At 57.7% G+C, this 17,626-nt stretch carries 16 protein-coding genes and 4 pseudogenes; 13 read left to right on the forward strand and 7 right to left on the reverse strand.

The window, feature by feature from the left end; translation table 11 throughout:
* Nucleotides 1-57: 57 nt before the first annotated feature.
* The 3 genes and pseudogenes from A3C3_RS41040 to A3C3_RS0101255 form a co-directional block, all read right to left on the reverse strand.
* Nucleotides 58-553 (reverse strand): annotated as a pseudogene (locus tag A3C3_RS41040) (GNAT family N-acetyltransferase).
* Nucleotides 550-843 carry a type II toxin-antitoxin system TacA family antitoxin gene (locus A3C3_RS0101250; RefSeq protein WP_022712810.1) on the reverse strand — a complete coding sequence of 98 codons (294 nt, stop codon included), beginning with the start codon at nucleotides 841-843 and terminating at the stop codon, nucleotides 550-552. The pseudogene A3C3_RS41040 and the gene A3C3_RS0101250 overlap by 4 nt, the downstream one beginning before the upstream one ends.
* 767 nt (nucleotides 844-1,610) lie before the next feature.
* On the reverse strand, nucleotides 1,611-2,636 hold the full coding sequence (locus A3C3_RS0101255) for a Gfo/Idh/MocA family protein (protein ID WP_033419554.1): 1,026 nt from the start codon (nucleotides 2,634-2,636) through the stop codon (nucleotides 1,611-1,613).
* A 440-nt stretch (nucleotides 2,637-3,076) separates the two neighbouring features.
* On the opposite strand from A3C3_RS0101255, the gene tauA reads away from it, so the two are divergent.
* From tauA to A3C3_RS47840, 4 genes are read left to right on the forward strand one after another with little or no spacing between them, the layout of a single operon-like run.
* Entirely contained in the window at nucleotides 3,077-4,093 is a 1,017-nt protein-coding gene (tauA, locus tag A3C3_RS0101260) for a taurine ABC transporter substrate-binding protein (protein WP_022712812.1), read from the forward strand.
* Between the two features lie 59 nt (nucleotides 4,094-4,152).
* The gene (locus A3C3_RS0101265) at nucleotides 4,153-4,941 is read left to right on the forward strand and encodes a taurine ABC transporter ATP-binding protein (protein ID WP_022712813.1); all 789 of its coding nucleotides are present in this window, start codon (nucleotides 4,153-4,155) and stop codon (nucleotides 4,939-4,941) included.
* A complete protein-coding gene (locus A3C3_RS0101270) occupies nucleotides 4,938-5,792 on the forward strand; it encodes an ABC transporter permease subunit (RefSeq protein WP_022712814.1) in 855 nt (284 codons plus the stop codon). The genes A3C3_RS0101265 and A3C3_RS0101270 overlap by 4 nt, the downstream gene beginning before the upstream one ends.
* 37 nt (nucleotides 5,793-5,829) lie before the next feature.
* Nucleotides 5,830-5,955 (forward strand): hypothetical protein, encoded by a 126-nt coding sequence (locus tag A3C3_RS47840; protein ID WP_022712815.1) that lies wholly within the window; start codon nucleotides 5,830-5,832, stop codon nucleotides 5,953-5,955.
* Nucleotides 5,956-6,171: 216 nt separating this feature from the next.
* Here A3C3_RS47840 and A3C3_RS48385 read toward each other — a convergent pair.
* Nucleotides 6,172-6,338 (reverse strand): annotated as a pseudogene (locus A3C3_RS48385) (IS110 family transposase); the annotation flags it as partial.
* Between the two features lie 138 nt (nucleotides 6,339-6,476).
* Between A3C3_RS48385 and A3C3_RS0101285 the strand changes: the two are divergent.
* The 3 genes from A3C3_RS0101285 to A3C3_RS0101300 all read left to right on the forward strand — a co-directional run bounded on the left by A3C3_RS0101285 (nucleotide 6,477) and on the right by A3C3_RS0101300 (nucleotide 10,211).
* Nucleotides 6,477-6,710, forward strand: a complete 234-nt coding sequence (locus tag A3C3_RS0101285; protein ID WP_022712817.1) for a hypothetical protein — start codon at nucleotides 6,477-6,479, stop codon at nucleotides 6,708-6,710.
* A gap of 35 nt (nucleotides 6,711-6,745) precedes the next feature.
* A complete protein-coding gene (locus A3C3_RS0101290) occupies nucleotides 6,746-6,955 on the forward strand; it encodes a hypothetical protein (protein WP_022712818.1) in 210 nt (69 codons plus the stop codon).
* Between the two features lie 658 nt (nucleotides 6,956-7,613).
* Complete coding sequence (locus A3C3_RS0101300) at nucleotides 7,614-10,211, forward strand: AMP-binding protein (protein WP_022712820.1); 2,598 nt, start codon at nucleotides 7,614-7,616, stop codon at nucleotides 10,209-10,211.
* Nucleotides 10,212-10,674: 463 nt separating this feature from the next.
* Here A3C3_RS0101300 and A3C3_RS0101310 read toward each other — a convergent pair whose 3' ends face one another.
* Nucleotides 10,675-11,100: a type II toxin-antitoxin system VapC family toxin gene (locus A3C3_RS0101310; RefSeq protein WP_022712821.1), complete on the reverse strand. Its 426-nt coding sequence runs from the start codon at nucleotides 11,098-11,100 to the stop codon at nucleotides 10,675-10,677.
* Entirely contained in the window at nucleotides 11,100-11,354 is a 255-nt protein-coding gene (locus A3C3_RS0101315; RefSeq protein ID WP_022712822.1) for a type II toxin-antitoxin system Phd/YefM family antitoxin, read from the reverse strand. Before A3C3_RS0101315 ends, A3C3_RS0101310 begins: the two co-directional genes overlap by 1 nt.
* A gap of 258 nt (nucleotides 11,355-11,612) precedes the next feature.
* Between A3C3_RS0101315 and A3C3_RS46540 the strand changes: the two are divergent.
* Nucleotides 11,613-12,011 (forward strand): annotated as a pseudogene (locus A3C3_RS46540) (transposase); the annotation flags it as partial.
* Nucleotides 12,012-12,093: 82 nt separating this feature from the next.
* On the opposite strand, the gene A3C3_RS0101330 reads toward A3C3_RS46540, so the two are convergent.
* Nucleotides 12,094-12,330, reverse strand: coding sequence for a hypothetical protein (locus A3C3_RS0101330; protein WP_022712823.1), 237 nt, complete (start codon nucleotides 12,328-12,330; stop codon nucleotides 12,094-12,096).
* A 1,035-nt stretch (nucleotides 12,331-13,365) separates the two neighbouring features.
* Between A3C3_RS0101330 and A3C3_RS0101335 the strand changes: the two genes are divergently transcribed.
* The 5 genes and pseudogenes from A3C3_RS0101335 to A3C3_RS0101355 all read left to right on the forward strand — a co-directional run bounded on the left by A3C3_RS0101335 (nucleotide 13,366) and on the right by A3C3_RS0101355 (nucleotide 17,594).
* On the forward strand, nucleotides 13,366-14,337 hold the full coding sequence (locus A3C3_RS0101335) for an acyltransferase family protein (protein WP_022712824.1): 972 nt from the start codon (nucleotides 13,366-13,368) through the stop codon (nucleotides 14,335-14,337).
* A 794-nt stretch (nucleotides 14,338-15,131) separates the two neighbouring features.
* Nucleotides 15,132-15,363, forward strand: a pseudogene (locus A3C3_RS46545) (non-homologous end-joining DNA ligase); the annotation flags it as partial.
* Between the two features lie 170 nt (nucleotides 15,364-15,533).
* Nucleotides 15,534-16,157: a dienelactone hydrolase family protein gene (locus A3C3_RS0101345; RefSeq protein ID WP_267903803.1), complete on the forward strand. Its 624-nt coding sequence runs from the start codon at nucleotides 15,534-15,536 to the stop codon at nucleotides 16,155-16,157.
* Between the two features lie 249 nt (nucleotides 16,158-16,406).
* Nucleotides 16,407-17,036, forward strand: coding sequence for a DUF2199 domain-containing protein (locus A3C3_RS0101350; protein ID WP_198019842.1), 630 nt, complete (start codon nucleotides 16,407-16,409; stop codon nucleotides 17,034-17,036).
* Between the two features lie 195 nt (nucleotides 17,037-17,231).
* Nucleotides 17,232-17,594 carry a hypothetical protein gene (locus A3C3_RS0101355; RefSeq protein ID WP_022712828.1) on the forward strand — a complete coding sequence of 121 codons (363 nt, stop codon included), beginning with the start codon at nucleotides 17,232-17,234 and terminating at the stop codon, nucleotides 17,592-17,594.
* Nucleotides 17,595-17,626 lie beyond the last annotated feature (32 nt).

Here is a 17,626-nt window from a genome sequence, read left to right on the forward strand (position 1 = left end):
AAAGACCGACGACCATCAGAGGAAAAGTGCCGCAAATTCAACGGCACCGGCGATATGTCAAGGATTCAGCGCGTTGTTGAAATCATGCAGTCCAACCATCGGCATCATGGGGTCTGACGGCGAAGGCAGAAAACCGACTGCCTCATAGAAGGCTCGCGCATCATCGGAAACCGCATGTACCAACACGCCGCAAATACCGAGGATTTCAGCGGCATTGAGCAGACGCAGGCCCGCATCGCTACCAATGCCCTATCGAGACCGCGTCCTTGATAGGTCCGGTCGATGGCGAGGCGGCCGAGAAAGGCAACCGGAACCGGGTCGGGCATGTTGCGTCGGAAACAGTCAGGTGCTTCCGGCTGCTCAACGGCGCCGGACGCAAGCGCATAGTAGGCGATCACGCGGTTGCCCTCGCACACGACGAATGTGCGCGATGCGCCGCCTGCCGATTGGCGCGGGCGCGGCGACGAAGCCAATCGTCCAGTTCAACGACGCCGGAAATGAATTCCGCCAGTTCGTGGTGGTCGGCCAGTGGTGTCGGTGCGCTGCGGGTCACGCCGCTTTCCACTGCGCGTTGGTCGTCATAGCGCGTTTCAATCGCTCATTGGGTTGCGCGGGCGCATCGAGCCGGGCAAGGTACTCGGCATAGATTTCGGGGCTAACCGTGAATTTCGTACGGTCGAGCAGAACTTCCTCGGCGCGGCGCTCGGAAGCCTCCAGCATGAAATCCGTGCGCGTCTTGCCCAGCACCTCGGCGGCGCGATCGATAAGGTTAAGGGTCGCCGGCTTGATGCGGATATTCAGCGGCACGCTGGCATCCGGGCTTTTACTGGTGTGGGATGGCATGGGGAACTCCTTTAACCTACCCATTATAATGTAACGACATCGTCGTTACACGGGCCATAACGACGGTGTCGTTACAGCCGCGACTCTCGCCTTTCCTACGATTTCCATCGCTCCCCGTTGAGCAGCGGAAGGATTTCCTTCCGCACAATCCCGAAGGCATGAACCGCATCCTCATATGATTTCAATGATGAAAATGACAGAACTGCAAAAGTTGGCATACTAAAAAAGTTGCAGTTTGATTAAGTCAATATCGGCAGGAAGCACGGTGAGCCGGTCCGCTGTCGCTGTTGCGCCCATCAAAATAATACGCTTCCGTTGGAACGCGGATTTCAACCGGTGCGGCAGGGCCAACGACGCGAAATTGCAAACTGTCCTGGCCATCAATCGGACTGACACGGGCCAACAGCATGCATCCGTAGCTCTTTGCGTCCGGGAAAATCCTGGGACAGAAGCTTTTCGATGATCAATACTTCCCTTTTTGGAGAGGGGACGCCAGCTTTTGGTGTTGGTCGACATACCACTGGTCCCTATTCTTCGACGACCGCTCCAAACACCATCCTTGCCATAAAAGTCCGAGGCATATCCCTAAGTTCTTGGGGAAAGTGGCACCGAGTTGCAACCGGTGAGCGGCGACCCCACGGCACGTCCTTCTGATGACAGTTGAAGTCGACCACTCCGAGCCTGTTGGCTTCGATGGACGTTCAATATCTGTCGCGCGACGAGCTGTGTTGCGTGGACCATCTCGCGGTCCTGTGTCCAGCCAAGGCTCAGGCGAGCATTTCCGCGACGGTCACCGTCCGGTGCTCCCGGCCTGCCTGGGCGATCGCCAGCACCGTCGCGAGCGTCATCGCGCCATCTCGGGCGGAAATGAGCGGTTCGGCCTTGCCTTCGATCACATCGGCGAAATGGTTGAGCTGGTTTTCGTAGGCGCGGCTGCCGTCGAGGGTAACGTGCTGGCGCACCAGAGGATGCTGCCAGTGACCGGCTTCCGACTCATGCCGCCAGATATCCATGCCTGGTATCGACAGCGCGGCCTTCGTGCCCGCGAGATGATAGGAATTTTCTGGTTGGTGCGGAAAGTAGAGCGCCTGGCCGGCCGCCGTATCCCAGTTGAACGGCGATACGGCCGCATCGCTCATCAAAAGCGTCCCGAGAGCGCCGCTCGCGAAGCGGACACTGACGCTCGCCGTATCCTCGACTTCAAACGACCGTATGGCGTTAGATGTGAATGCCATGACCTCGTTGATATCGCCGCAGATGAATCGGAGGCAGTCGATGTCGTGGATGAGGTTGATGAGGAGCGGGCCGCCTCCTGGCCGGCGGCGCCACGCCACGTCGAAGTAGGGAGTCGGCTTGTCCGTCAACCACATGGCGTTGACCGCGACCAGCCGACCGAGCGCGCCGTCGCGAACAATCTGACGGGCCTTGGCAATATCCGGGCTGTGGCGCCGGTGATGACCGATGAGCACCGGCACGCCCGCCTTCTCGACCTCCGTGACGAGCCGCATCGCGGCTTCGAGCGAGTCGGCGATCGGTTTTTCGACCATACAGGGAACGTTGCGCTCGACGCATGCGAGCGCCGCTTCCACGTGCAGGGCGTTCGGCAGGGCGATGATGGCACCGTCTGGCTCCATCCGGTCAAGCATCTCGCGCATGTCCGTGAAAAACCGCGCGCCTAACTCGTCGGCGACGGATTTCGCCGCCTCGGAGACGTCTGCGATGCCGACCAGTTCTACTCGGGGATTGGCGCGCAGCATCGCGGCATGTTCTCGCCCGATCAGCCCTGCTCCCATCAGCACGATTTTCTGGGACACGAAATCGCTCCTTTGCTTGAGGGCGGACCGTCTCGCATTGACGATCGCCCAAGGTTTCTCTGCGGTGATCGTCGGAAAGCCAAAAACGAGAGAGACGAGGATCTACTCGACCAGCATGGGCTGTACATAGGCATTCTCGTATGTCTTGCGAGCGGTCGTCAATCTGCTCTCTCAAGTCCTCCAACCAAGATTCTCTGGAAAGCATTGACCACCAGGTCTCCTGCTTCAGCAACACTGAATTAGGGGGCGCCAAGGCGCAACTCACAGAAGAATGTTAGCAGGCGCCAAAACGACGACAAATATTTATCCCCATAATCTATAATTATAGTTTGCTATTTCTCTTCCTTCCCTTTCTCCGACGCTAGGCTTTGAGCGTGATTTTATTCGGCGCGAAGGCCAGGGAAAAAAGGGGCATCACCATGAATATCAAAAATCTACTGACTGCAGTCGTGATCGGCGTCAGCAGCCTGACCATCGCAGCTGCCACTGCTGATGCAGCGAACAGGAAGGTTGTGGTCGCTTATCAGACCGACGCCCTTCCCTCGTCCGTGGCCATCGCCAATGGTGACTTTGCGAAGGAGACCGGATACGAAATCGACTTCCGCAAATTCAATTCCGGCGCCGAGATCTTCGCCGCCATCGCCTCCGGTGATGTACAGATCGGCTATGTCGGCTCGAGCCCGTTTGCAGCTGCGGCCTCACGCGGGCTGGAGGTCAAGGCCTTCTACCTCTCGTCGATCTCGGGCATCGACGAAGCGCTTGTCGTGCGCAACGACGCAGGCATTGAGAGCCTCGATGATCTGAGGGGCAAGAAGCTTGCAGCAGCGCCGGTTTCCACCGACCACTATCAACTGCTCGCGCTTATCAAGTCACTCGGCCTGTCCGAGAGGGATGTTCAGGTCTTCGCAATTCCCCAGCCTGAGATCGTTGCGAGCTATAACCGCGGCGACATCGACGGCGGCTTCGTCTGGGATCCGGCGCTGACCGAACTCAAGAAGAACGGCAAGGTGCTCGTTACATCCAAGGATGTCGCCGACAAGGGCGCGCCGACTTTCTCCGCCTGGGTGGCGACATCGCAATTTGCGGCAGACAATCCCAAATTCCTGAAGAGCTTCGCTTCGGTCATCACGAAGAACTATGCGTCGTTCGCGGCCGACAAGGCGGCATGGGGTCCAGCAAGCGACAATGCCAAGTCGCTTGCCAAGCTCCTGGGCGGCACCGCTGAACAGCAGGCTGCGGCTCTCAAGAACCTGACGCTCTTGACGCCAGAGGTGCAGGCGTCCGACGCGTGGCTTGGCGGCGGCGAGAAATCTGGCGCGGCGAAGATCCTCAAGGACACCGCAACCTTCCTCAAAGAACAGGGCAAAGTGTCCGAGGTCCTGCCGAACTACGGCAACTTTGTCACCGCCGACGCGCTGAACAACGCCACGAACTGATCCTCCCTGACGCTGGCGCGCAATCCGGTGCGCCGGCGTCGAACCTTATGGAATGACAGATGCTGAAAGTCGATCATGCCAGCGTTTTCTTTGCGGCCCGCGATGGCCGCACCGTTCATGCGCTGGATCGGGTATCGTTCGATATTCCCGAGAGCGGTTTCGTCGTCGCGCTCGGCGCTTCGGGGTGCGGCAAGTCCACCCTGCTCAACGCCATCGCAGGGTTCCTTCCGCTCTCGGAAGGAGCAATCACACTCGATGGCCGCGCCGTCCAGCGCCCTGGCGCCGATCGCGGCGTCGTATTCCAAAAGGATTCGCTTCTTCCATGGACGTCCGTCGTCGAAAACGTGGCCCTCGGTTTGAAGTTCGCTGGCGTCAAAAGGCAGGCGCGAAATGACCAGGCATTGGAATTGCTCCACCTCGTCGGCCTTGCCGAATTCGCCAAATCCTTTCCCTACGAGCTTTCCGGCGGCATGCGCCAGCGCGTCGGAATCGCGCGTGCTCTGGCGACCGATCCGGATATCCTGTTGATGGATGAGCCCTTCGGCGCGCTCGACAGCCTGACGCGGGAGCAGACGCAGGAACTCTTGGTTTCTGTCTGGGCAAAAACGGCCAAAAAAGTCTTCTTCATCACCCACTCGATCGAAGAAGCGCTGTTTCTCGGCACTCAGGTCCTGTTGATGTCGCCGCGGCCGGGCCGCGTCGTAGCTCATTTCGATCTCGATTTCGTAAAGCGCTTTGCCGAAACCGGCGATGCCCGCTCCATCAAGGCCTCGCCGGAGTTCGCGGAGTTACGCGAGGAGATCCGCAGCATTCTTCATCGAGGCGACGATGTCAGGAGCGCCGCATGAGCGAGGTAGCAGATACATCACCACTTGCCACGGTGCTTGCGAGGCCACAGGTCAAGGTCGTGAAAATGGCGAGTTTCGGCGTCGGCGAACAGGCGACGGTTTCGATCAGCATCGCAACGGGAGTAGCGATTGTCGTTCTCTGGTGGCTCGTCTCAGAACTCGGTCTCGTTCCACATCTTTTCCTTCCGCGGCCCGACGAGGTCCTCACTCAGATCAGCGTCGTCTATCGCGATGGTTATGCGGGTGCCTCCCTGTTCGAGCATATTCGTGCCAGCCTGTTCCGCATCGTCGTTGCCGGGATCGTCGCGGTTGCCGCGGGCATTCCGCTGGGGCTGCTGATGGGGCTCAATCGTTGGGCAAAGGGCATTCTCGATACGCCCATCGAGTTCTACTGGCCGCTTCCTCCCCTCTCCTATCTACCTTTGATGATCATCTGGCTCGGCATTGGCGAGACATCGAAAATCACGTTGCTGGTGCTCGCGATGTTCGCTCCCATCTGCCTATCGGCCCAGGCCGGTGTCCGCTCCTTGCCGATCGAGCGCGTCAACGCGGCCCGCTCGCTCGGTGCAACCCGCCTGCAGCTTTTCATAGATATCGTACTGCCATCGGCACTGCCTGAAATCTTGACCGGAGTGCGAATCGCCGTCGGCATCGGCTGGGGAACCCTTGTCGCTGCCGAGTTGATCGCCTCCACACGCGGTATCGGCTTCATGATCATGTCGGCCTCCCAATTCCTCGCAACCGACGTCGTCTTCGTTGGCATCGGCATTATCGCCATCTGCGCTTTCGCCTTTTCCGCCGCGATCCGGTTTTTGGAGGCTCTGCTGGTGCCTTGGAAGGGGAAACTTTGATGAAGCATAGCGGGACAGCGGGTGAGAAAGCGACGGAATGACAGACGATATTCCGGATCATTCGGACCACCCGTCAGAAAAACGTTGGCCACGAGCGTTCTGGCTCGCTTGGGCGGCATTGATTGCGCTGCCGGTGGTTATCATCTGGATTTGGGCGGATTAGTTTTCAGAGAGCTTACTGGCGTGGCGGCGCTCCCACCTTGGCCGACCCGAGAAACGCCGGAATTGACTGATGGTTCACAGGGGTCAGATTGCGCCCGCCGAGAGCTGCAGCAGGACGTTTGCGGGGTCTGCATCGCTCACACTGCCGCTGGAATATGGATACGGATATCCGGTGCTGTGGGCAATCTTCGCAAGGAACGCCGCTGGTAGCCGGATAGACGGTGCTGCGCAGCCGCACGTAAAACATCCGCTCACGGACCGCGGCGCGAAGCTCTCGGGCCTTCGCTCGGTGCCCATGCTTCCGGCAGCAGGTCGGCTCGAAGCAGATGCGCCAGCACCGTCGCATCGATGTTGTCCGTCTTTGATCGTGGCGTCGGCGATCGCCGAGGCATCAACGCCGATGACAGCCGAGGGATCCTCATGTATGGTCGCCGCCCGGTGGGGTGCCGGCACTCAGCAGGACTTCGGCCCGGTGCACGGTTCAATGGTAGCATGCGAGTTGGTCAATGTGGGAGTTCGCGGATGCTTGAGTTGTTGGCCTTGGAGCCTGAATGCTTCTACTGGGCAAGACGCAGGGAAACCGGAGGCGCCTGGGAGGTCGTGCAAGTTTCAACAGTTTTCGGCGCCGGCCGCGACTATTGGACGGTCGCCAGAACCGGATCGGATGTCCACCACATGGTGGACGACTTCGAATTTCTGGCGAGGGTTGCCTTGCCGGAGGCCGATATCATTCCTCTATCGCAGGCCGCCGAGTGAGCATTGAATGGTGGCAAAGGCGATGGCGGCCGGCAATGGCTGCATCCAAATTTCGTCCGCCGCCCCAGCGTCTATTGCATGCCGAGCCTACCGAACTGGCCCGGCCGGCGCGTGCTGCGATCGGCGACGTGAGCGATGATGGGCAATCGGCTAACGAAACCGATCTTCCCGCCGCGAAGCGTATCGCTGTCTCGCTGGAACGGCGGGCTTTAGGAACGGAACCGCAGTTACGGCTGGCGCTTTAAAGCGCCAGCATTGGCTGAACAGGAGGTGGGATTCGAAAACCAGCGGCCATCTTGCGCACCGAAATGCAGCAAGACTCGCTATGGTTGAATGCCGAGCGGTAAGGGCCGGCTACTTCGCAAACTCGCGATAAGGCTCGACCGTCGGTGCGTGCGTATCGATCGTATCGCCCACCTTGGCTGCCATTGGCAGACTCTTTTTTTCCGCCTCCCATACCATCCTGAAACGATCTCACTTGCGACCGCCCCCTACCCCTCGTCGACGGCGTCGCGGTAGCGTGGCCATTCACCTATCTCTCGCCCATCCCGCGCCTGGCAGGTGACGATGCTGCGTTTCGTAAGATCGATGCGCAGTCGACCGACAGCGAGGTGCTCGACATCCCCTCCGGCTGGATACGGTCACAGATACCGAGCATTCCGGCACCGAGCACGACCGTCATGCGGCTCGCGGGCGATAGACGATGGAGCTTGCGTTCCGTGGCCAGCGCAACCGTGAAGCCTCCGTTTTCCGCGGCTCATATCCGTTTTCCGCAATAATTTCGGCAGCCCCTTCATGTCTCGATGCTGCAATCGCCAGCAAGCGGTTATCGGATTAGTTGACTCTAATTCTCAAGGAATGTAGGCGCTTGCGCCTCTTAGTCTCAAAATCCGAAGCGCACTCATGCTCCTGACCGACATTGTTTCCGAAATCGCTCGCAGAGAAGATCACGCGGCGCTTCTTTTCGGCAGCGGACGAAGCCTTTCCTACGCGGAACTCGATGGTCAAACGCGACGCTTCGCAAACCGGTTGGGACAGGGACAAAAGCGGCTCGTCGCGATTGCTGCAGAAGCCTCGGAGCATGCGATCGTCGCCTATCTCGCAGCACTGCGGGCAGGACACGCGGTCGCCATGCTGCCACCCTGTGATGAGAGGCTGTGGGATGATTTTCTTAACGCCTTCCAACCGGATTTCATCTTCCGTCCAGCCAATGGCCGCTGGCGTCTCATCGAGGAGCCCCGGCCCGGAAATGGCAGCCGGGCGATCCACCCTGATCTCGCTCTGCTGCTCATGACATCAGGCAGTTCGGGCGCTGCCAAAGCAGTGCGTCTTTCCTATGCCAATCTCGACGCCAACTCACGCTCGATCGCGGACTACCTCGAACTCTCGTCCACCGACCGTGCCGCGTTGGTCCTGCCCCTCCACTATTCTTACGGACTGTCGGTTCTTAATTCCCATCTGCTTGCGGGCGGCAGCGTTTTCTTTCCCGGCATTTCTGTAGTGGACGGCGACTTCGCCCGCATCATCGACGAGAGCGGCTGCACAAATCTCTCTGGCGTACCCTATTCCTATGAACTCCTGGAGAGGTCGAACTTCCGCAGCTCAGAGAGCAAGGCGCTGCGTGTCATGACCGTAGCAGGGGGCAAGCTCAACGCCGATCTGATCCGCCTTTACCGTGACCATATGCGTACGAATGGCGGTCGCTTCTTCGTCATGTATGGCCAAACCGAGGCGACGGCACGCATCTCTTTCGTCCCGCCGGAAAGCTTATCCGACAAGGAAGAGCGCATTGGGATTGCCATACCCGGGGGCAGCCTCACGCTCGTCGATGACGAAGGAACGCCAATTACCCAGCCAGATACGGCCGGAGAACTCGTCTATCGGGGTCCTAACGTGATGATGGGCTACGGTATGCAGCGCAGCGACCTTGCGCGCGGCGCCGAGATCGAAGCGCTGAATACTGGCGACATCGCCGTGCAAGACGATCATGGCTTCTTCCGTATCGTCGGGCGAAGAAGCCGCTTTGCCAAGATTGCTGGCCTCAGGATCGGCTTCGACATCATGGAACAGGCGCTGCTGCGCGAGGGCATTTCGGCCGCGGTAATCGGCGACGACGCGGGGCTGCACGCCTACGTGATCAGTGCGGACTCTGTGAAAAGAGCACAGCGCATCCTCGCGCAGGCCAGCCACCTTCCGGCCAATCTGATTTCCGCGACAGCTCGCGACAGTTTTCCAAGGCTGGCTTCGGGCAAGATTGACTATGCCTGCCTCCAGGAAGAAACGCGGAAAAGGCGGACGGAACCCCGCGCGGTGTCTGGCAATGTGCTTGATGCTTATGCCCGTGTATTCTATCCACTCGCCGTCAGTCGCAAGGACAGCTTCGTTTCACTCGGCGGAGATTCACTCCGTTTCCTGCAGCTGGTCATGGAGCTCGAACAGCTCGGCGTTGATATTCCTGACGGCTGGGAACGCATGACAATCGCCGAGCTCGGCACGCACCATCCGGCGGTGCTCTCGTCGAAGCGCCACGGAGCAAGGGGGTTGCCGACCGACTTGGTGTTGAGAGCAATTGCAATCCTGCTGGTGGTGATTCAGCATGAGATGCTCTGGCCTGTTCCCGGCGGCTCCGGCGTGATGATGCTGCTGGTCGGCTTTAGCCTGGCGCGCTTTCAATCGACCCATTTGCTCGCCGGCCGGCTTAGTCTGGCGCTGAGACCCGCAATCAATGTGCTGATCCCATATTTCCTGATCGTCGCCGCTTATGCAGTCATCTGGCAGACAATTCCCTGGGCTTCGGTCACGCTGACCGGCAATTTCGGCTACGCCGAGCCTGAGCGCCACGAGATGATCCCCTATCTCTACTGGTTCATCGAAGCCTATGTACAGGCGCTTTTTGCCTTCGCGCTTCTCTTCGCCATACCGGCTGCGCGCAGGTTCGCGCAGACGCAACCTTTCACCTTCTCACTCGGCCTGTTGGGTTTTGCTATCGTGGCGCGCTTTTCGCTGCCGCTGGTCATTGAAATCGGTGGACGTCAGATCTTCGCACTCTATTGGGTTTTCCACCTCTGTGTTTTCGGCTGGTGCGCGGGCTTCGCCGACAGCCCGGCAAAGAGGCTGGTTTTGATAGCGTTAGCTGCTCTGGTGCTAAGCTATCTCGCCTTCTGGGAGACCGTCTGGATCGGAACGACGATCAAATATTTGACGATCTTTGCAGCGCTTCTTGCTCTTGTTTATATGCCGCGCATTCGATTACCGGCGGATACGGGACGCCTCGTGACGCTGATTGCCACATCAGCCTTTCCGATCTACCTGTTACACCGTTACGTCCCGGAATTGCTGATGCTGCCTGCGGCAGGCATTCTACATGTTGCAGCCTTTCATCTCATGGCGATCGCAGGCGGGGTCGTGGCCGGTATCGCTGCCAACTACGCGATGGCGGGGGTTCGCAACCTGCTCACCAGATACTCGATCGAGCGCCAGACGGAGTTGCGTTCCGCCTAGCTTCCGACTGGCTTTAGCCAAGCTCATCTTGTCGCAATACTGCTGCAAGCGATTTGTCCGTGACAATCGCGTAAGATCCAAAATTGTCCGCGGATATCACATAGCCCGTTCAGACCCCCCTTTATTGATGTGCTAGGTAAACGCCTCCGTCGGTGCTCAAGCCTCAATTTAAGGTTTTTTCCTGCCAATGCCTACGTGTCTCCGGGGTGGAGAATGCTCCCAAGGCAAGACGCTTGTGATTGTATGCCGCAACGGAGCTATGGGGGAGCGAGTTGATCAAGATTGAAGGCCTTGATCAACTTACCAGGGAGCCAACCAGAACAGCGCCCGCGTTGGCCTTCTGAACGAGTGAACCGCTGCGAACCGAAATTTGGCGCGCCGGCTGACCGGTTTCCTCATAGAAGCTCAAAACGAAATCAAACACGGCCCCTCTCGCCCTGGTGCGCTCGGCCGTGTCAACAGGTTAGTGCGCATGGTTCCAAGGATTGAGGATACTCACGCCAGTCGGCTCAAAATCAGCGGCGTTGCGCGTTACGACCGTCATACCGTGGACAAGGGCTGTTGCCGCAATATACGCATCGTTGATCGATTGGGGATCTGGAACATGTAACCTGGCCGCCATCTTCGCGACGGAGCTATCCACCGCCAGGATCCGATCTTCGAAGGTCGGCAAAACTTGCGTTTCAAGCCAGGCTCTAAAAAGAGCGCCCTGTTCCACATCGCGGCGTTCCTTTTGCAAAACACCGATTTCAAGCTCATGAATTGTGACTGCCGATATGAAAAGGGTTGCCGTCTCCAGCGATTCGACCCACCGCGCAACGTTGGGATCCGCTTTGCCAAGCCGAACCTTGCGCAGTTCGGAAATGACGTTTGTATCCAGTAACAACATCAATCAAGGTTCACCGGCGCCGCACGCTCAAGACGCGACGGAATTTCCAGCTCAATGTCAGCAAGTTCAGACATGGCAAGCAGATCCGCAATATTCTGCCTTTTCCCAGTAAGACGATGATAGTCCTCGATGCTCAGCAGAACCTGCGCTGTTCTTCCCCGGTTCGTGATGAACACCGGCCCTTGGCGCGTCGCCTTCTGCGCCTGATTGGCGTTTTGCTGAAATTCGCGGCTCGATATGGTTGTGACCGACATGGCAACACTCCTCGCGAATATCTAATGTTGACACATTAGAACATAGCGAGCGTATTGCAAGCTTTAAAGGCCAAGAACGGCTCCGACCGATCTAACCTGGCATGGCGGCCCCGTTAGATCCGGCCCTACCGGGCGCTGTTCACAAGGACATCACGGGGTGGTTTGTGTAGAGGCGACCCTGACGGGCGCCCGTTAAATCAGGCCATTCAGACCTGGAATTTTCCACTTATGTTCCCTGTGGGAAGAAGGAAGAATTCCATGAAGGCACCGAAGTTTTCGGAAGCGCAGATCGCGTTCGTGCTGAAAAAGGCGGAGGACGGGACGCCGGTCGGTGACGTCTGCCGCAAGGCAGGCATTTCGGACGCGACCTTTTACAATTGACGCAAGAAGTATGCCGGCCTGATGACCTCGGAAATGAAGCGGCTGCGTCAGCTCGAAGAGGGGAACGCCAAGCTGAAGCGGATCGTTGCCGACCTGTCGCTGGACAAGGCCATGCTCCAGGACGTTCTGTCAAAAAAGCTTTGAGGCCTGCCCCCCAAGCGCCAGTTTGTCGACACGAACAAGGCGGACTGGAAGGTCTCGATCCGGCGTGCATGTTCGGTGTTGAAGATCGATCGCTTGCTTTATGTCTACAAGTCCGGGCGCGGCGGGCAGGCCGTCTCGTAGATGTCGTTGATTAATCTCGCTTTCAGAAATCACAGGCTGAAGTTTTGCGGAGCGCCTTTGCCGGAGGACCTCTTTACAAGACGTCAATTCGACGTTCAGCGATTCCTGCTAATGCCGCCGATCCATATTGAAGCGGTTGCCGCCGCGAAACGCGGCGGCAACCTCCTTTCAGACAAATTGAAAAATCCGAAGCCGACAGAGTCGACGCGTCCACATCGGTGAGCAAGATCGTGATTCCGCCGACGTCGATGCGTGCACTGCCGGTTCCCTCATCCGGTCCGATGGTGAGATCACCGAAATCGTCGGCCAAAGGCAAATCCGCAGGTGCCTTTGTGCGGCGCTCAAGGGAAGGCTCGCTTATATATAGAAGCTTATCAGAATGCGGATGGCTCACCCTAAACAAGGAAGGTCCCTGTCCCGGAAATAGCACGGCGCACCGGGTACGGCCGGCGCCGCATCGCTACGATGACAGGCGGATTTTTTGGAGTTTGCCACGAGTATGGAAAGGAAGAGCATTGAGACCAGCGAGGCGGATCGCGCAGCAGTGCAACGATCATTGCACGTCACAGGAGGGCTGCGGCCACGCGACCCGTTATCCTAACATTCCAGACAGAAAAATGTTCCTGGCTCGAAGCAGTGCTTCGCCGGCATCGCTTCAAACTCCGTGTCGCGACGAACTCGATCGGATCCGCGACGAGCTTCGCATTCAGCGGGAACTTGCGCGGCGTTCGTGAAGGACGATTTCCAAAAAAGAGCCCCGCTGTTGGCGGGGCAATGGGGAAAGTGACGAATACCCTCATAGGGTGGGCGGCTCTTATAAAATGGGTAAGACGATCTGCCGGTAAACTAACCGAAGGTATTAGTACGGTTTTGGACAAAGGGCCTCGACGAAATCGGGGCTAGTTTGTCGACGACGGAGAGGCGTCAGAAGACGTTCAAAAGATGAACCCCTGATAGGGGTCACGGTTTCTGTACGCTAACAAACCGATGCGCGAAGGCGGACCGCACGGCCACGTGCAGGGGCTAAAGCACAGGAGAGATTGGCCGCACGATCCATTCCGCCGAACATCCGAGACGGTCGAATTGTTCCTAGTCCTCCGGCGCCTTAATTTAGATTAACCGACACGAAACCCGTGTGCGATGCAAAGATCGCCTCAGCGTTGTAGCCGCGCTCGACACCCCTGCGGCATTCCGGTAGTTATTGCGCATGCGAACTGAAGGTTTTCCCGCGGCATCGAGGCGCCGACCGAGACCAAGCAAATGCGCTGCAGTCGATCGCAACTTTGATGTTTTGACCGGGCCGATTGCGGGCTATGCGATATCGGCTTCCAAGGAGCTTCTGCCGATGAGCCTGCCAACGGATGCTTTGAGTCCCAAACGCCATATGGGCATCGACCTGTTTCGGGTCGTCTCCTTCGTTGCTGTTGTCGCAGTTCACGCGCGCGGCTTTTACCTCGGGCTGCGGGCAACAGAGTTTTTCTTGCTCGTTCCACGTTTCGCAGTGCCCTATTTCTTTCTTGTGGCTGGATATTTTCTCAGCCGGAAACGCTTGTCCTTGGTTTCCACGGCCAAGCTTTATCTTACCCGGCTATTCCCTGTGTTTGCCGGATGGGTGCTCATATACCTTCTGGCGCATGAGCTAATTTTTGGCGATAGCGGGATTGCGGGCGTCCGACAGCTTCTCGTTGAAGGCGTTCCCGCTTACCATCTTTGGTTCCTGCCGTCTTTGGGTGTGAGCGCTGTTACCTTCGCCCTGTGTCTGAAGGTCTCAGGCATAAGAGGAGCACTCGTCGCCGGGATATTGCTCTACTGCCTGGGAGTGCCCTTCGTGGAACTGAATGTGGAGGGGCCCTTACCCTGGAACTTCCGCGACGGACCATTTTTTGGCTGCATCTTCATCGCGATCGGCTATTGGATCGGCAAGTCCGGCCTATCGCTGACGATAAAGCAGTCTGTCGCCATCGCATCGGCCGGATTTCTGCTTCAGTGCCTCGAGAGCTTTTTATTGTGGCGCTTTTTCCAGGTGCCGCCCACACGTGACATCGATTATTTCATATCGACCGTCCCTTACGCCGTCGGGATTTTTTTCCTGGCTCTTGGTTGTCAAAGCCACGTGCCGGGCACCGTCGCAAAACTTGGCGAGAAGACGCTCGGATCGTACTGTATCCACCTTTTGTTCCTGTGGATGGTTCAGACCGAGTTTGTGCCGTCTTCCGTCGCACGCGTGTTAATCACCATTATCATCGTCAGCATCGCTTCGCTCATTGCTAGCAACCTGATGTCAAAGATAAAGCTTTTGTCCCTGCTCGTGGAGTAACTACCGTTTAATGCAGCCGATGCCACCGTCGCCTGTCGGCCCGAGCAGAGATGGAAGGGGCATTGGCGGCCGTTCGGCGGACGGCTGGTTGAGTGGCATCTTCGCTTTTTCGGTCAGGATCTCGAGCATCCCGAGCACGACATGAGACATGGTGCGATAGAAGCGCTGCTTTGGAGTTAGCCGGCGTATTCTTGTGCGGGGTATTGACGTTATTTTGGACTTTTGTTTCTGGGCTAGGTCCGAGCGTGACGACTTTCGCAGGCGGGCTGCGTATCTGGGAGCCACCACCATCGTTCACTACCTGCCAACGAGGAGAAGAAATTATATGCCGATTGGCCGCTCGGAATGCGGCCGACGCATTCCGCATCTCTGATGAAATGATCTCGAAGTGGTCCCCAGATGTTTGAGCCTCCGGCGGATGATGAACTCCTTGTGTAAGAGTTTTGCGTGCCGCAGTGGCAGACGTCAGCAAATTATACGGTTGAGACCGGTCAGGAGATTTAGGACTCTTTGCCATAAAGGAGGCGCACAATATGTCCCTTCAAGATTTACTTCCCCTCGATGAAAGCCAGATCGACATGGTCACCACGGTGGTTCACCAGTGGTGCAAATGTCATCATGTTCCGATAGAGAGCGGCCGCTGTCAGTCTCGCACTCGGAGGAGAGTATTCGTCTCAAGCGCTCGCCTAAGCCCTCGGCCGCTCCACGCGGATCGAGCAGTTCAAGCGGCCGATAGAATAGTATCCCCACTGAAATCGCGATGGATATTTGCGCATGCGCGATTTAATTGTTGGATGGCAAAGCCGCCGCGTTCCAGGCGCCTCTTCGGGCCGCCCACCAACCATCGCGGACGCGACCGCGAAAGCCTCGCGATCCGGCGCAGCCGAACCTTCCGCTTGGTCCCATGCCCGCGCGCATTGAGCCCTGTCTGGCGCTCACAAAAGCAAGCCGCCGAAGGGACCGGACTGGGCTTTCGAAATAAAATGGGACGGGTACCGTTTAGCCGTCCACATAGAGCCGAAAGGCGGTTGCAACCGGCAAGTCCGATCCTGCCGCTTCACCTTCGACCAGCTCTGCTTGCCTGACAGGCCGCGGCCTGAGCGCACCGCTTATTCGAGCCGAATCTTGGCGACCGTCACCGTCATTACTTCTGTGACGTGTCCGCACTCTTCCCAGCGAGGCGATGACCCTTTAGGGTGGCCGAACGTACGCCCGACCATCCCACCCGGAGGCTCCCTATGGCCGAGATCTTGTTGTTCCACCACGCACAGGGGCTGACCCCGGGTGTGCGCGCGTTCGCCGACGACTTGCGGGCTACCGGTCACATCGTGCACACGCCGGACCTGTTCGACGGACGCACGTTCCAGAGCATCGATGAGGGTCTCGCCTACATCGGTGAGATCGGATTCGACGACATGCGGGAGCGCGGCGTCAGTGTCGCCGACGAACTGCCTCCCGAGCTCGTCTATGCCGGGTTCTCGTTCGGTGTGCTGCCGGCGCAAAAGCTGGCACAGACACGGCCCGGAGCCCGCGGAGCCCTGCTCTTCTACTCTTGCCTGCCGATCAGTGGCGAGTGGGCCTTCGGACCCTGGCCAGACGGCGTCGCGGTCCAGATTCACGGCATGGAAAACGACCGGATCTTCGTCGGCGAGGGCGACATCGACGCCGCCCGCGAGATCGTGGAGAAGGTCGAGGACGCGGAGCTTTTCCTGTACCCCGGCGATCAGCACTACTTCGCCGACAGCTCGCTCTCATCGTATGACGCGGATGCAACCGCACTACTCACCATTCGAGTGCTTGAGTTCCTGGATCGCGTTTGATCCATGCCGGCGTCTTGGCTTGAGCTCAATTCCGAAAGGTCGTCCCGCAACAGCGCTTACTTTCCGGCTGCGATAGCGATCGATCCTTGTAACTTCGTCGTTCTTCGATGGGCGAGAAAGGCAATCCGCAATCGATCCATTTCAAAATCCGCTTTCGGCAATTCCACGATTGCAGCCAACCGAACCCTTAAAGAACAACTACTTGAGACTTTCAATGACCGGTGCTGGCGCGAAGGAGACCGGACTGGCTTGAGCTTCCGGCCCCAATCGGCCATCGCGTTGCGTCCGGCTCCCTTTCCACTTTTCTTTGAATTCTCGACTGTTTTGCCAGAAACTTCTATTAAAGCCCGATCTAAGCGTCTTTTATGGGAAATCATGGACGAATCTTTTATTTGTGCGATATGCGGCACCCAACATGACGGGCTGACAACGAACTGGGCGTTCAAACTGCCCGATGTTGTTTGGAGTATTCCCGAGGACGTCCGGTCCGAAAAGGCAAAGTTCGACAGTGACCTCTGCCAATTTGGCGAACGGTATTTTATGCGATGCATCCTGTTCGTGCCGTTTAGAGATCGACCGAGCGAGTTCGGCTGGGGTCTCTGGGCCGAGGTCGAATGGCCCACTTTCAAGAGATATCTTGAGCTTTACGAAGCTGACGGGTCAACTGAAGCCGCCTACGAGGGTTCGCTGGCGAACGCACTTGACGCCTATCCAGAGTCATTTGGCGCGGCCGTCGAGATTCATTTTAGAGGGCCATCTGAACGCCCTACGCTTCACCTAAAATCTGGTGATCCAAGCCCGTTCGCGGAAGAGCAGCGAACAGGCATTAGCGACACGCGATACCATGAGATTTTGAAGCTTATCACGCCTGTGTGCTGAACATCGTAACGGCAGCTTCCGGCCCGAAGCGGACTTACCCCTTGAGCATGAAACAATCAATGGTTACTATCAAAAGCTGGGAGCCCATCCAAACTTACTGCCGGGTTTAAGGGCATTTGAGCATTTTTTCGACGACCAGGTTCATCAAGGTCGAAGCGTAATCGGCGGACTTCGACAAGAACATTGGATCGTCTTATGCTGAACGCTTCGGTTAGGTTCTCTCCCTTGAATATTGCTACTCTGAAAAAGGCTCTGCGTAGCGGGTACCCGCATATCAAGTCTTCGCACCTCGACGAGGCGATTGCGGCATCCTTCGGATTTAACTCCTATGCCGCTATGCGACCGGTTCTTCACGATGTCAGTACGTATGCCCGGTTAGTGGTGAATACTAACCATCTGCTTCTTGTGCTGCGTTTAGAGGACCTGGGATATCGGGATATCGCTCCAGAGGAGTTGCGCCGTCTCATTTGGAAGATCGCGTTTCCACAGGCCTGGCATGACGGCGAGATTGAAAAGGCTATACAGGAGCGAAGGCGACCACCCGCTGCCAACGCCTAGCGGTTTTTTTTGCGTTTCGTCCGCTATCGGCA

This window comes from Rhizobium mongolense USDA 1844 (genome assembly GCF_000419765.1).
Taxonomy (GTDB): domain Bacteria; phylum Pseudomonadota; class Alphaproteobacteria; order Rhizobiales; family Rhizobiaceae; genus Rhizobium; species Rhizobium mongolense.